At 53.0% G+C, this 14,054-nt stretch carries 14 protein-coding genes; 8 read left to right on the top strand and 6 right to left on the bottom strand.

Annotated features, from left to right (window positions below; all coding sequences use genetic code 11):
• Nucleotides 1–56: 56 nt before the first annotated feature.
• Entirely contained in the window at nucleotides 57–1,676 is a 1,620-nt protein-coding gene (locus tag EH164_RS05880) for a hypothetical protein (RefSeq protein ID WP_124967602.1), read from the bottom strand.
• A 180-nt stretch (nucleotides 1,677–1,856) separates the two neighbouring features.
• Between EH164_RS05880 and EH164_RS05875 the strand changes: the two genes are divergently transcribed.
• The 4 genes from EH164_RS05875 to EH164_RS05860 all read left to right on the top strand — a co-directional run bounded on the left by EH164_RS05875 (nucleotide 1,857) and on the right by EH164_RS05860 (nucleotide 3,686).
• Complete coding sequence (locus tag EH164_RS05875) at nucleotides 1,857–2,426, top strand: hypothetical protein (protein ID WP_124967601.1); 570 nt, start codon at nucleotides 1,857–1,859, stop codon at nucleotides 2,424–2,426.
• A 16-nt stretch (nucleotides 2,427–2,442) separates the two neighbouring features.
• The gene (locus tag EH164_RS05870; protein WP_124967600.1) at nucleotides 2,443–3,057 is read left to right on the top strand and encodes an SMI1/KNR4 family protein; all 615 of its coding nucleotides are present in this window, start codon (nucleotides 2,443–2,445) and stop codon (nucleotides 3,055–3,057) included.
• Nucleotides 3,058–3,160: 103 nt separating this feature from the next.
• A complete protein-coding gene (locus tag EH164_RS05865) occupies nucleotides 3,161–3,349 on the top strand; it encodes a hypothetical protein (RefSeq protein ID WP_124967599.1) in 189 nt (62 codons plus the stop codon).
• A gap of 1 nt (nucleotide 3,350) precedes the next feature.
• A complete protein-coding gene (locus tag EH164_RS05860) occupies nucleotides 3,351–3,686 on the top strand; it encodes a hypothetical protein (RefSeq protein ID WP_124967598.1) in 336 nt (111 codons plus the stop codon).
• 18 nt (nucleotides 3,687–3,704) lie between these two features.
• On the opposite strand, the gene EH164_RS05855 is transcribed toward EH164_RS05860, so the two are convergent.
• Nucleotides 3,705–4,004, bottom strand: a complete 300-nt coding sequence (locus tag EH164_RS05855) for a hypothetical protein (protein WP_124967597.1) — start codon at nucleotides 4,002–4,004, stop codon at nucleotides 3,705–3,707.
• Nucleotides 4,005–5,308: 1,304 nt separating this feature from the next.
• On the opposite strand from EH164_RS05855, the gene EH164_RS05850 reads away from it, so the two are divergent.
• A complete protein-coding gene (locus tag EH164_RS05850) occupies nucleotides 5,309–6,007 on the top strand; it encodes an HNH endonuclease (RefSeq protein ID WP_124967596.1) in 699 nt (232 codons plus the stop codon).
• A gap of 180 nt (nucleotides 6,008–6,187) precedes the next feature.
• On the opposite strand, the gene guaA is transcribed toward EH164_RS05850, so the two are convergent.
• Nucleotides 6,188–7,765, bottom strand: coding sequence for a glutamine-hydrolyzing GMP synthase (gene guaA / locus EH164_RS05845; protein ID WP_042716372.1), 1,578 nt, complete (start codon nucleotides 7,763–7,765; stop codon nucleotides 6,188–6,190).
• Between the two features lie 70 nt (nucleotides 7,766–7,835).
• On the bottom strand, nucleotides 7,836–9,302 hold the full coding sequence (gene guaB / locus EH164_RS05840; protein ID WP_023481215.1) for an IMP dehydrogenase: 1,467 nt from the start codon (nucleotides 9,300–9,302) through the stop codon (nucleotides 7,836–7,838).
• A gap of 158 nt (nucleotides 9,303–9,460) precedes the next feature.
• On the opposite strand from guaB, the gene xseA reads away from it, so the two are divergent.
• The 3 genes from xseA to EH164_RS05825 all read left to right on the top strand — a co-directional run bounded on the left by xseA (nucleotide 9,461) and on the right by EH164_RS05825 (nucleotide 12,270).
• The gene (gene xseA, locus EH164_RS05835; RefSeq protein WP_124967595.1) at nucleotides 9,461–10,834 is read left to right on the top strand and encodes an exodeoxyribonuclease VII large subunit; all 1,374 of its coding nucleotides are present in this window, start codon (nucleotides 9,461–9,463) and stop codon (nucleotides 10,832–10,834) included.
• A 69-nt stretch (nucleotides 10,835–10,903) separates the two neighbouring features.
• Complete coding sequence (locus EH164_RS05830) at nucleotides 10,904–11,929, top strand: M4 family metallopeptidase (protein WP_124967594.1); 1,026 nt, start codon at nucleotides 10,904–10,906, stop codon at nucleotides 11,927–11,929.
• A complete protein-coding gene (locus EH164_RS05825; protein ID WP_023481165.1) occupies nucleotides 11,929–12,270 on the top strand; it encodes a protealysin inhibitor emfourin in 342 nt (113 codons plus the stop codon). Before EH164_RS05830 ends, EH164_RS05825 begins: the two co-directional genes overlap by 1 nt.
• Here the strand turns inward: EH164_RS05825 and EH164_RS05820 are convergent.
• On the bottom strand, nucleotides 12,267–12,482 hold the full coding sequence (locus tag EH164_RS05820) for a zinc ribbon domain-containing protein (RefSeq protein WP_124967593.1): 216 nt from the start codon (nucleotides 12,480–12,482) through the stop codon (nucleotides 12,267–12,269). The genes EH164_RS05825 and EH164_RS05820 overlap by 4 nt on opposite strands.
• An 86-nt stretch (nucleotides 12,483–12,568) precedes the next feature.
• Nucleotides 12,569–14,044 carry a ribosome biogenesis GTPase Der gene (der, locus tag EH164_RS05815; protein ID WP_023481267.1) on the bottom strand — a complete coding sequence of 492 codons (1,476 nt, stop codon included), beginning with the start codon at nucleotides 14,042–14,044 and terminating at the stop codon, nucleotides 12,569–12,571.
• Between the last annotated feature and the right edge of the window lie 10 nt (nucleotides 14,045–14,054).

Genomic DNA, 14,054 nt, shown 5'->3' with positions numbered 1-14,054 from the left:
GCAGCCAAATAAAAAAGCCCGCCATATGGCGAGCTTCGGCATCCGTTCAACTCAAATTACTCTTCTGCCAGCATCTTCTCTAACCGCGCACGCACGTTATCATCCGGCTCCGCGTGGAAGGCGGTTTCCAGCATGCCATGCAGCTCTGCCGGGAGCTGCTCTTCCGGCCAGCCCTCCAGCGCATTGAGCGCCATCAGGCGGTTACGCACCACCGGGCTGCGCAGGCCGGTTTTAATCAGCGACCAGCCCATACCGGGAAAACGGTTGAGATCCTGGAGGATAAAATCGAGCGCGCCGTGCTGGCGATACTCAGCACCAAGACCCATCAGCGTATCTGGTCCGCTGGCAATGGCCGCAAGATCGAGCTGCTGCTCAGCGAGTTGCAGAATGCGCTCCATGCGCTGCGGGCTTTCGGTTTGCATCAGTTCGTACCAGTTCGCTTCATTGGGCACAGTCTGCTGACGGGCAAAAACCTGCTCCCAGGTATCGATACCTAACAGCTTCGCTGCGCGCAGGGCGAGGTAAAAATCGCCGTTATCGCAGGCGGTTAAATCCTGCTGAACGCGCGTCAGCCACTTCTCCTGCGCGACAATCGCCTCGACATCATCCGCAATCTGCTGGCGGATCTCATCGATCCAGCCTTCCACCTGCAGCGTCTCCCAGTTGTTATCTTCATCACCGGCAAACGCGCCGATGGCGCTGGTGTTGAGCAAGTTGCGCAGATCGTCGTTTTTACTGTGGCGCAGCAGCGTGAGGTAGCGATGGCAGGCCTGCGCCCCCTCCGGGTAGTCATGGATATCGCGCGCCGGGCCGCCAGCAATCAGCGCCGCGAGAATATCGCCCGCGCCAGTCAGCACGCCATCATCCACTACGTCGACCGAAAGCGCCGCCAGCAAGCGCCCTTTGGTGGCGCAGTCCCAGGCGGTGTACTCCTCCATTACCGAATTGGCGTAGCCCTCGCGCAGCAGCCATTCACGGGTGGCGGGCGAGACATCATCCGGCAATCGTTCGATAAGCTGGATACGCCCCCAGCCAGTTACGCGTTTCGCCAGCGCCGTCAGCGTTGCGTCAAACGCCTCTTCCGGCAGCATATTGCGCAGGGCGACGGCGGTAAAAAGCGTAAACTCCTCATGCAGCCCAAGCGTGGTCACCAGCGCCCGGTTCTCGTCCGAGGGGAAGAAGGCCAGCAGCGCAATCGCGCATTTGACCGGGTTGCGATCCGGGCTGTTGGTCGCCAGCCAGACCATCAGGTCGTGAACCTGCTGCGGCGAGAGCGACGGCTCTTCCGGCAGTTTGTCGGTCAAAATATCTATGTAATCGAGCGGCGGGCGCGCTTTCAGCAGCGCATAGAAGGTGTTCATATTGGCCGGGGAGGGTTTGCGCAGCACGGCGCTTAACGCGCTGATAATCTCATCTGCCGCCTCTTCTGCGTCTGCGCCGCCGCCGTGGTGACCGAACGCACCGTCCATGCCGCCCGCGACCCAGCGCAGCTCGCCTTCAAGGGTATCTTCATCCGGCAGGGTCTGCGCCTGCTCCGGCAACGGCGCGCTGCCGTCTGCATAAGGGGAGATAAAGTGGTAGATGCTCTGCCTGTCCCCCGGCCAGGGAAGCGGGAAAGGTGCGTCCTGCTCTGCAGCCCCTTGTTTACCGAGGATTTTTGCTAACCATCGCTGCATACTCATATTCCTTGTATTGAATTCCTGATGTTTGCCGGATGCGCAAAACGCCGACCTTTACGCCTGTTTATAGCTGATTATGCCTCTGCCGCACAGAGTCGCCCCCCTGATCAAGTAGGTGATCGTACCTTTCAGAGCAGTAACAATCCCTGTACAACGAGATAAATCTAAGGGTAACGCGTGCGCTATGAATGCAATGAAGTGCTGAACGATCTGGTGAACTACTTTCTGCTTGCCGATATCCGCCTGCTGAAAAAGTTCAAAGATGACAACGAACTCACTGACGACCTGGCAACGGAGTTTACCCGCAATGAGAGCGGCGATAAGGCGGTGCTGGAAGGCGTGCTGATCCCGATGACGGGCGTTGAAAACTACCCCTACACCATTATTTTCACCCTGCCGCCCGAGACGCCGGAGCTGCTGAAAGCGGAAAATAATCTCCAGCACCGCCGCCCAGGTTACACGCTGCGCGTCGAGCATGGGCAGGTGCAGCTCTTTACCTGGCGCATTCTCGACGACTTCAACGATAAAAGTATCAGCGCGTTATTGCAGCGCTATGAAGCGCCGAACCGCCCGCATATCGCCCTTGAAAACGGCACTTACTCGGTGGAGATCCTTGCGGGTGAAGTGTTCCGCGAGGATGACTATCAGCCAGCATTTGAGTTTGTGCTGGAGAAAAACGACGATGCGAAGCCCGCAGCCGACCTTGATATCAACTATCTTTTTAGCGTCGACAGCCAGAGCTATTAATTGAGAGCGCCTAACAATGAGTAATGAGAGCGATAACCGCCCGCTTCCGCCGCTGGTCTGGCCGGAGTTTACCGATCAGCACGCCCGCCTTGCCTGGTGGCGCGACTGTGTGCACGCCTGGCGCGATCAGTGGGATAATCCTGCGCCTTCCACACCCGCCAGCGACGCGGAGATTGCTGCACTTGAGCAGCGCATCGGCTGCCCGCTGCCGCCGGTGCTGCGCACCTATCATCAGCAGATTGGTGAACTAAACCTCGCCGAAACGCTGTGCAGCGTGACGCCTGCGCAATACGCCGCGATTGAACCACTGCTGGCAGCCTACCCTGGCATTAGCGATATTCTTGAGGATGTGCCGCAGGATGACCCGCAGTGGGAGCTGGTTAATAACCTGATCGCCTTTGGCGACTATCTCGGCAACGGTAATTTATGGTGCTTTCACCGCGAAACCGGCGAAGTGTGGTATTTCGACCACGACACTTCGCCGATGCTGACGCAGATATTCCGCGATGCCGGGCAGTATCTCGACGCGCTGATATTCAAGTGCCTGCTCGAGGCCCACGGCGAAGAGGAGAATGAGGAAATGCTGCGCGAACGGCTCGGGGATGAGGTGGTGGAGAAGTGGATGTATTAATGGAAGCGGCCTCGTATTAGCTGGAAATAATTCTGTACAGATTACAGGCGGCTCCTTAGAATTCCCCCACAGATAATGCAGCCTTTGGGATATGGGAGGAAGTATGGAATTCAATGTGATTACGCTGATGAAAGCGATCATCGGTGGTGCAGGTTTAGGATTTGCCCTTCCCGGCGGCTTGTCATTTCTGATTCCAGCTTTCACCGTTACGGCAGGTATCGCATATAGCTTTGCTTTAGCAGGTGCGGTAGCGCTCCCTGCGCTCTATGCTGCAAGGAAGTCTGCTCACTAAAATGCACTTTTTTGACTGGCTTGCACCACAGAATACACAGGAGTTAACCCGCTTTTATTTCATCCTGTGTACAGGTTATCTTGCAGTGCATCTCACCTGGGATGCCTTATGCAAAGAGACTCCGCCCTTCTCGTTTGATAAACTCCAGTTCAAAATGAATGAGGTTTATTCATCCTCAACCTTTGCAACCAGCGCTTTTTTTATTGTTATCCTGTTTGATATTAAAAACCCGCTCAGAACATCCGACGCCTTTATTTTCCCGTTAATCATTGCCGCATTAACAGGGTTTATGATTTCGTTATCTGCAATAGCTCCTAAAAGAGTGAAATCTGACTAAAACCGCCCCAACAAGCGTTTATCTTACCTGCCTGTTGTATTCTCGCACCACGCGATTGGCTTTTTCGATGGCATCCTCCTGTGCCTCTTGTATCCGTTTCATATCGTTGTTTGAATTTTCAAGGTACTCCTTGGCTCTTTTAGTGTAGCGATCAACCTCTTGTCTGTAAGTCTCCCATGCATAGCGATCGTCCGTAAAAGGTGGCGAAGGTGCTCTCTCATCGAAAGCCGGATAGCCAGAAAACCCTAAGTTACTTCCCCCGAACACAGCAGCATGGCTAACAAATGGTAAAACCAAAATAAAAATAATTTTCTTCATTTATTAACCCTCCCCTTTTTGATAAATATCATACATTAATTTAACTCATGGATTTTTATGATTTTCTCATGCATCACAAAATTTTATTAACTTTTTTTCAAATCTTCATATCACATAAAAATAAAATATTCACAGTAAGTTATGATTTATTACATCAACCACTTTTAAAACTCACATAAATGTGGATTATTTTACACAAAAAAATAACAGATAAAAATTATTTTAGAAATTTTTAACATATACATCCTATTAAATCGTTCTAATTCAATCGTTTTAATGGTTAATCCCGCAGAACGAAACGCCCCCTCAAGAAACGCTATGTTTTGAGTTTTCATAACAAGAAGTACTATCACTGTGTTAAAGCATCTTATCCGAGCATTCATTTAATCTCATCACGCGTACCGTTAAAAAATCGAAATTCAGTGAAACTTAGCAAAAAATAAACAAATAAAATAAAATCTTAGTTGACATGATTAGCTATAAACCAATAATTCATCACCCCATTAAAACGCCAACAAGAAAAATTAAATGTATTACAAAGAACAAGAGAGACAGTCCTTCTCAATACCATTACCTATATCATTCTCGTGATTTTTAATGATCACTAAGCGTTTATTCTAATTTAATCAAAATTGAGAATTCCTACATATCATTACGAAACTCTTATTTTCTTCAGCAGTAAACAAGCACATAACAGAGTTAATTACGTTCCCCCTTGCATCTACAACACATCGCTATGCGTGCTAAATACTGTAATAAAAAAAATATCCATGAATGCCCAGTAGAATGTTTCTAGATTATTTTCAAAATATTATAATAGCAACCATCATAACCTTATAATTGATTTATGAAAAAATGTCTTTAATAAATAATTAAACCGTTAAGTTTAAGCCAGATTAAAAACCAATAACTAAATCAACTTGTATGTTATAGCAACTTCGACATGACTATAAAAAATGAAAAAACTACAGACATAAACTTTGTGGCTTTACGTCTTCGACTTCAGGGTAAGTTGTATTGACTTTTGTTGCTAAAAAGCCAATTTACTTCTGCCCCAAAATCATCCAGCCTCTACATATTAGACTATTTCTCTTATAAACCCTTGACCTGGTTACAACAATGTCAGATTATGATCCCACCTGTGGACTGTAATGTTACATAGACATGATCTTTCATATATTTAAAGGATAATTAAAAGGAACCTGCACAAGCAAATTTGCTTGGCTACTATCTACAATCCCTTGAAAAACCCAAAACAACGCATACTCAAAAAATATCGTTAAATGTACTTACCTGGAGTTGCAATGGATTCATATTTAGACATTCTACCTAAAGGTTCTACTGCAGTTGCAGTGAAAACGAAGGGGCACAATTTTTTCATTGTTAATGATGGAATATCATCTACTGGTTGTTGGGTTGTATCAAATGACAGGGTCGATGATTATGTTATCGTTTTTCACCAAACAGATTCTGTTAACAAAGTATACATTGGTGAATTTGTCGGAAAAAACGCTGAAGAATATACCGAGCGGCAAGGAATAAAATACCCAAGATACCGAATATTTATTAAAAACTTAAAGCTAGTTCTCAAAACAAATACGACATGGACTTCTTTCGTAGGAAAAAGCAATGGTGGTTTCGAACGTATTTATTTGGAAAACGAAGGACAAGAAAAGCCTAAATATCTCGATCCTGACTCTATTGAAGCCGAAGAAGGATATAAAAAAGACTTTAGTCGGATGACTAGCTCTAGAGATAGAAAACTAGCTGATGCGCGGAAGAAAAATGATAATTACACTTGTCAGTCATGTAACAAACAATACTTCGTAAATAATAAGTACATTATCGACTGTCATCATTTGAATCCGATCAGTTTAGGGAAAAGAAAAACACAACTAGAAGATTTAATTTCGTTGTGTCCAACATGTCATCGAATTGCGCATACCAGAGTACCTCCATATTGTTTGGAAGAATTAAAAGATCTTATGAAAAAATATATTTAACCTGATTAGTTTTAATTTGTTTTGAGATTCTTATTTTCTTGGGAGTTAAATGGATGTATTACTGATAATATGCGATGCAAAAAATCACCAAATAATCCTGGGTCAAAAAGAAAAAAGCCCGCAATTACGCGGGCTCCAAAATATTTTAGCTAGATCATACCGGGCAAGTCGGACGCAGATTTATTCCCACTCAATCGTCGCCGGCGGCTTCCCGCTGATGTCATATACGACACGGGAAATACCGTTCACTTCGTTGATAATGCGGTTAGAGACGCGGCCCAGGAAGTCATACGGCAGGTGCGCCCAGTGGGCGGTCATAAAGTCGATGGTTTCGACCGCGCGCAGGGAGACAACCCAGTCATACTTACGGCCATCGCCCATCACGCCAACGGAACGCACTGGCAGGAAGACGGTGAAGGCCTGGCTCACTTTATTGTAGAGATCGGCTTTGCGCAGCTCTTCGATAAAGATATGGTCCGCGCGGCGCAGCAGGTCGCAGTACTCTTTCTTCACTTCGCCGAGGACTCGAACGCCAAGGCCCGGGCCCGGGAACGGATGGCGGAACAGCATGTCGTACGGCAGGCCAAGTTCGAGGCCGATTTTGCGCACTTCATCTTTGAACAGCTCTTTCAGCGGCTCAACCAGGCCCATTTTCATCTCTTTCGGCAGGCCGCCAACGTTATGGTGAGACTTAATAACGTGCGCTTTACCGGTCGCAGAGGCTGCGGATTCAATCACGTCCGGGTAGATAGTGCCCTGAGCCAGCCACTTCACATCCTGCAGCTTCAGCGCTTCTTCATCGAATACTTCCACAAAGACGCGGCCGATGATTTTACGTTTCGCTTCCGGATCGTTCTCGCCCGCCAGCGCGCCGAGGAAGCGCTCTTCTGCCGGAACGTGAACAATGTTCAAACCAAAGTGGTCGCCGAACATATCCAGCACCTGCTCGGCTTCGTTCAGGCGCAGCAGGCCGTTATCGACGAAGACGCAGGTCAGGTTTTTGCCAATCGCGCGGTGCAGCAGCATCGCGGTGACGGAGGAGTCCACGCCGCCGGAGAGGCCGAGGATCACTTTATCGTTACCAACCTGCTGGCGGATGCGCTCAACGGCGTCATCGATGATTTTTGCCGGTGTCCACAATGCTTCGCACTCGCAGATGTCGCGCACAAAGCGCTCCAGCATACGCAGCCCCTGGCGGGTGTGCGTCACTTCCGGGTGGAACTGCACGCCGTAGAAACGCTTCTCTTCGTTAGCCATAATGGCGAACGGGCAGGTTTCAGTGCTGGCAACGGTGACAAAGCCGGACGGGATCGCCGTCACTTTATCGCCGTGGCTCATCCACACGTCCAGCAGCGCTTTGCCGTCTGCGGTCAGGGCATCTTCAATTCCACGGATCAGCGCGCTTTCGGTCTGCACTTCAACCTGCGCGTAACCAAATTCACGCTCGTTAGAGCCTTCAACGTGGCCACCAAGCTGCATCGCCATGGTCTGCATGCCGTAGCAGACGCCGAGCACCGGCACACCGGCGTCGAAAACGTACTGCGGCGCGCGCGGGCTGTTCTCTTCGGTGGTGCTTTCCGGGCCGCCGGAAAGGATGATGCCGCTGGGGTTGAAGTCGCGGATCTGCGCTTCAGTGACATCCCACGCCCACAGTTCGCAGTAGACGCCGAGTTCACGCACGCGGCGTGCGACTAACTGAGTGTATTGCGAGCCAAAGTCGAGGATAAGAATGCGATGTTTATGAATATTGTCCGTCATTGACGTTAGTTCCGAGGCAAAGAGCGAGATAGAAAAGTCAACGCCCGGCAAAAACCGGGCGCGAATTGCATTAAGAACCCATGCGGTAGTTCGGGGATTCCTTGGTGATGGTCACGTCGTGAACGTGGCTCTCCTGGATGCCCGCGCCGCTGATGCGCACGAACTCCGCTTTGGTACGCAGGGCGTCGATGGTACCACAGCCGGTCAGCCCCATACAGGAACGCAGGCCGCCCATCTGCTGGTGAATGATCTCTTTCAGACGGCCTTTGTACGCTACACGGCCTTCGATACCTTCCGGCACCAGTTTGTCGGCGGCGTTATCGGTCTGGAAGTAGCGGTCGGAGGAGCCTTTGGACATCGCGCCCAGCGAGCCCATCCCGCGGTAGGATTTGTAAGAGCGGCCCTGGTAGAGTTCGATTTCGCCCGGGGACTCTTCGGTACCTGCCAGCATAGAACCGACCATTACCGCGCTTGCGCCAGCGGCGATCGCTTTTGCGATATCGCCAGAGAAGCGGATGCCGCCATCGGCGATAACCGGGATGTCCATCCCTTCCAGCGCTTCAACCGCGTCGGAAACAGCAGTGATCTGCGGAACACCCACACCGGTAACAATACGGGTCGTACAGATAGAGCCAGGACCGATACCCACTTTCACCGCGCTGACGCCAGCTTCAGCCAGCGCGCGAGCGCCTGCGCCGGTCGCAACGTTACCGCCGATGATTTGCAGATCCGGGTATTTGGCGCGCGTTTCGCGGATACGCTGCAACACGCCTTCAGAGTGGCCATGGGAGGAGTCAATCAGCAGCACGTCAACACCGGCGGCGACCAGCGCATCAACGCGCTCTTCGTTGCCCGCGCCCGCGCCGACCGCTGCGCCAACGCGCAGACGACCCTGCTCATCTTTACAGGCGTTCGGTTTACGTTCTGCTTTCTGAAAATCTTTTACGGTGATCATGCCGAGCAGATGGAAGCTGTCGTCCACCACCAGCGCTTTTTCGACGCGCTTTTCATGCATTTTGGCGAATACGACTTCGCGCGCTTCACCTTCACGAACCGTTACCAGGCGCTCTTTCGGCGTCATATAAACGCTGACCGGCTGGTTGAGATCGGTAACAAAACGCACGTCGCGACCGGTGATGATGCCAACCAGTTCGTTCTCTTCGTTTACTACCGGGTAGCCAGCGAAGCCGTTGCGCTCGGTCAGTTCTTTCACTTCGCGAAGAGTTGTCGTCGGCAGCACGGTCTGCGGCTCTTTTACCACGCCAGACTCATGTTTCTTCACGCGGCGTACTTCATCTGCCTGGCGCTCAATAGACATGTTTTTGTGAATAAAGCCAATGCCGCCTTCCTGTGCGAGGGCGATCGCCAGACGCGCTTCCGTTACGGTGTCCATTGCCGCAGAGAGCATAGGAATGTTCAGGCGAATGGTCTTCGTCAGCTGAGTGCTTAAATCGGCGGTATTCGGCAGAACAGTGGAGTGGGCGGGAACGAGGAGGACGTCGTCAAACGTCAAAGCTTCTTTAGCGATACGTAGCATGGGCAATATCTCTGACCTGGGTGGTTAAATATTGCCGTGGCATTATACAGAGCGTAACCGATTGCATCTACACTTTTTTGGAAAAATACTTGTAATCGGGTGGCATCAGGCTACTATCGACCGAATAACTTGCTGATTTAGAATTTGATCTGGCTCACATGTCCTCATTGCAAACTCCCTCCATTTATACTGTCAGCCGCCTTAACCAGACGGTGCGATGGCTACTGGAACGCGAGCTGGGCCAGGTGTGGATCAGCGGCGAAATCTCCAACTTTACCCAGCCCGCTTCCGGTCACTGGTACTTCACCTTAAAAGATGACACCGCCCAGGTGCGCTGTGCGATGTTCCGCAACAGCAACCGCCGCGTCACCTTCCGCCCGCAGCACGGGCAGCAGGTGCTGGTGCGCGCCAACATCACGATGTATGAGCCGCGCGGTGAATACCAAATCATCGTCGAGAGCATGCAACCGGCGGGTGAAGGGCTGTTACAGCAGAAGTATGAGCAGCTGAAAGCGAAACTGGCAGCGGAAGGGCTGTTCGATCAGCAGTTTAAACATCCCCTGCCCTCACCGGCGCACTGCGTTGGGGTGATCACCTCAAAAACCGGCGCCGCGCTGCACGATATTTTGCATGTGCTGAAACGCCGCGATCCGTCGCTCCCAGTGGTGATCTACCCGACTGCCGTACAGGGCGAAGATGCACCGGCACAAATCGTGCGCTCCATTGCCCTTGCTAACAGCCGTGACGAATGTGATGTGCTGATTGTCGGGCGCGGCGGTGGTTCGCTGGAAGATCTCTGGAGCTTCAACGACGAACGCGTCGCGCGCGCTATATTTGCCAGCCGGATTCCGATTGTCAGCGCCGTCGGCCATGAAACAGATGTCACCATCGCCGATTTCGTCGCCGACCTGCGCGCGCCAACCCCTTCGGCGGCGGCGGAGATTGTCAGCCGTAACCAGCTTGAACTGCTGCGCCAGGTGCAGGCGATGCAGCAACGTCTGGAGATGGGGATGGATTACTATCTGGCAGGGCGCAACCGCCGCTTTGCCCAGCTTCATCACCGCTTGCAGCAGCAGCACCCGCAGCTGCGCCTCGCGCGTCAGCAGACGGTGCTCGACCGCTTGCAGCAGCGCATGCACAACGCGCTGGATACCCAGCTTAAGCGCGCGAATACGCGCCAGCAGCGCGTGGTGCAACGGCTTAATCATCACAACCCGCAGCCGCGCATTCATCGGGCGCAAACGCGGGTGCAGCAGCTTGAGTATCGTCTGAGCCAGTCGATTCGCGATCGTCTTGGCAGCACGCGCGAGCGCTTCGGCACCGCCCTCACCCATCTGGAAGCCGTCAGCCCGCTGGCGACACTGGCGCGTGGCTACAGCGTGACGACCGCCACCGACGGGAAAGTACTGAAACAGACTAAGCAGGTGAAAGCGGGCGATACGCTCACCACTCGTCTGAATGATGGCTGGGTCGAGAGCGAGGTGCGCATTGTCACACCGGTGAAACAACCGAGAAAACGAAAAACCCCGTAGTTAAAACTCTTAATGCGGTGAGGCGACCTATACTTTTGTTGTTCTTTTGATTTTATCAAGGAGATCAACATGACCACTCGCTTCCCGCACACCGTTATTCCCCCCTACATTCTCCGTCGCATCATTGACCAGGGCTCTGAAGTCCAGAAGCGCTGCGCGAAACAAACCCTGATGCATGTCCAGACGCTGATGGCGCACAGCCACGGTAAACCGAGCGCTCCGCAGGCAAACTCGCCGGGCGAACTGGTACGCGATATTTACGATGCGCATAACAAAGAGAGCCTGCCGGGTAAGCAGGTGCGTTATGAGGGCCAGCCTTCGAATGGCGATGTCGCCGTTGATGAAGCCTACGACTACCTCGGCGTCACCCACGACTTTTTCTGGAAAGAGTGGAAACGTAACTCGCTGGATAACAAGGGTCTGGTGCTGAGCGGCACGGTGCATTACGGCCAGGAGTACCAGAACGCCTTCTGGAATGGTCAGCAGATGGTGTTTGGCGATGGCGACGGTGAAATCTTTAACCGTTTTACTATCGCTATTGATGTGGTGGCGCATGAGCTAAGCCACGGCGTGACAGAGTCGGAAGCGGCGCTGATCTACTTTGAACAATCGGGCGCGCTGAACGAATCCCTGTCGGATGTCTTCGGTTCACTGGTCAAACAGTACCACCTCAAACAAACCGCAGATCAGGCAGACTGGATTATCGGCGAAGGGCTGTTAGCCGAAGGTATCAACGGCAAAGGGCTGCGTTCGATGTCCGAGCCGGGCACCGCCTACAACGATCCGCTGCTCGGTAAAGATCCGCAGCCCGCGCACATGAAGGACTTTATTAAAACCCGCGAAGATAACGGCGGCGTGCACCTTAACTCCGGTATCCCGAACCGCGCCTTTTATCTCGCGGCCACGGAGATTGGCGGTTATGCGTGGGAAAAAGCGGGCTACGCCTGGTACGATACGGTCTGCGATCGCCAGCTGGCGCAAAACGCCGATTTTGCCGCCTTCGCTAAACTGACGATTCATCACGGCGAAAAACGTTCCGGTAAAGCGGTGGCAGCGGCCATCGAACAGGCGTGGAAAGATGTCGGAGTCTTATAATGAACGAACCCGAACTGACCGACGATGCGGTTGTCGAGCTGGCCCGTGAAGGCGGCGTGGCTTATATCCCGATGCTCGCCGGGCGAAGGCGAATTGTTATCGCCCAGTTGACCGACGAGCAGCGTCAGCGGCTGATTGAGATCCTGCACCAGGCATTACCGCTGGCGCAGCCTCCCGGTCAGGCTGACTCACCGGGACGCGGCGACCAGCGCTTTTACCGTTTGCAGATCACCTGGACCACGCGGCAGAGCGATATGCTGCTGCTGATCCCGGAGAGCAAAGCGCCGCCGTCGTTCGTTGAGCTGTGGCGCGAAGGCGAAGGCTGTATCTGCAAGCCTTAGCGCAGGGTGAATTCGACTCGTTTTTTGGAAATCAGCCCGTGGCCGTGCTGGCAGAAGTAGTCCACCGCGCCACAGGCTTTTAACACCTCAAGCGGCTGGTGACACTCCGGGCAGGCGGCATTCACCTCCATATCTTTATTGCACGTGGCGCAGTGCGCCATCGTTCCGGCGAGTTCCAGCTCACCGTGGCAAGTCGGGCAGTTCAGTTGCATCACGCACTCCTCACAATCGCTTAAGATTGACCTAATGATACACCCTCAGAAACAAAACACCCGCCAGCGGCGGGTGAAGTGAACGGTTACTTACCTTTCTTAAGGTGCTTAATCAGGCGCTTACGCTTACGTAACTGGTTCGGCGTCAGGGTGTTGCGCTTGTCAGCAAACGGGTTCTCGCCCTCTTTGAACTGGATACGGATCGGAGTACCCATCACTTCCAGCGATTTGCGGAAGTAGTTCATCAGATAGCGCTTGTAGGAGTCCGGCAGGTCTTTCACCTGGTTGCCGTGGATCACCACAATCGGCGGGTTGTAACCACCGGCGTGGGCATATTTCAGCTTCACGCGACGGCCACGCACCAGCGGCGGCTGGTGATCTTCTGCCGCCATGTTCATGATGCGGGTCAGCAGCGCGGTGCTGACGCGGCGGGTGGAGCTGTCATAGGCTTCGCGTACGGATTCGAACAGGTTACCGACGCCGCTGCCGTGCAGGGCAGAGATAAAGTGCACGCGCGCAAAGTCGATAAAGCCGAGGCGGTAATCAAGCGTCTCTTTCACCTGCTCTCTCACTTCCTGGCTCAGACCGTCCCACTTGTTGACGACAATCACCAGCGAGCGGCCGCTGTTGAGGATAAAGCCCAGCAGGGAGAGATCCTGATCGGAGATGCCTTCGCGGGCATCAATCACCAGCATCACTACGTTGGCGTCTTCAATCGCCTGCAAAGTTTTGATAACCGAGAACTTCTCGACCACGTCGGTGATTTTGCCGCGCTTACGCACGCCCGCGGTGTCGATCAGGACATATTCGCGCTCATCGCGCTGCATCGGAATGTAGATGCTGTCGCGGGTGGTGCCCGGCATGTCGTACACCACGACGCGGTCTTCACCGAGAATGCGGTTAGTGAGCGTTGACTTACCGACGTTCGGACGCCCGACAATCGCCAGCTTGATCGGCAGATCCTGCGGGTTGAAATCATCTTCCGGCTCTTCGGCTTCACCGTTCGCCGCGGCTTCAAACTTCGCCCAGTACTCAGCCTCTTCATCCACCTCTTCCGGCGGGTTCAGCTCGTCCATCCACGGCATCAGCACATGCTCAAGCAGGCTGGTGACGCCGCGTCCGTGTGAAGCGGCAATGGCGTGAATTTCGCCAAGGCCAAGGGAGTAGAAATCAGAAACCGCCTGATCCGGGTCGAGACCATCAGTTTTGTTGGCGACGAGGAAGGTGGCCTTCTCGCGCGAACGCAGATGCTTGGCGATAGCGATATCGGCCGGCATCAGCCCGGCGCGGGCATCGACCATAAACAGCACGACGTCAGCTTCTTCAATCGCCAGCAGCGACTGCTCCGCCATGCGCGTCTCAACGCCATCTTCGGTGCCATCGATACCGCCGGTATCGATACAGATAAATTCGCGGCCTTCTACTTCAGCACGACCGTACTTACGGTCACGAGTCAGACCCGGAAAATCCGCTACAAGCGCATCACGGGTGCGAGTAAGACGGTTAAATAGCGTGGATTTCCCAACGTTAGGGCGCCCGACAAGCGCGACCACAGGTACCATGTTTAAAGCC

The organism is Kosakonia sp. CCTCC M2018092 (assembly GCF_003864115.1).
Taxonomy (GTDB): Bacteria; Pseudomonadota; Gammaproteobacteria; order Enterobacterales; family Enterobacteriaceae; genus Kosakonia; species Kosakonia cowanii.
Note: the sequence above shows the minus strand (reverse complement) of the source record. Positions and strands in the feature narration are given on the sequence as shown.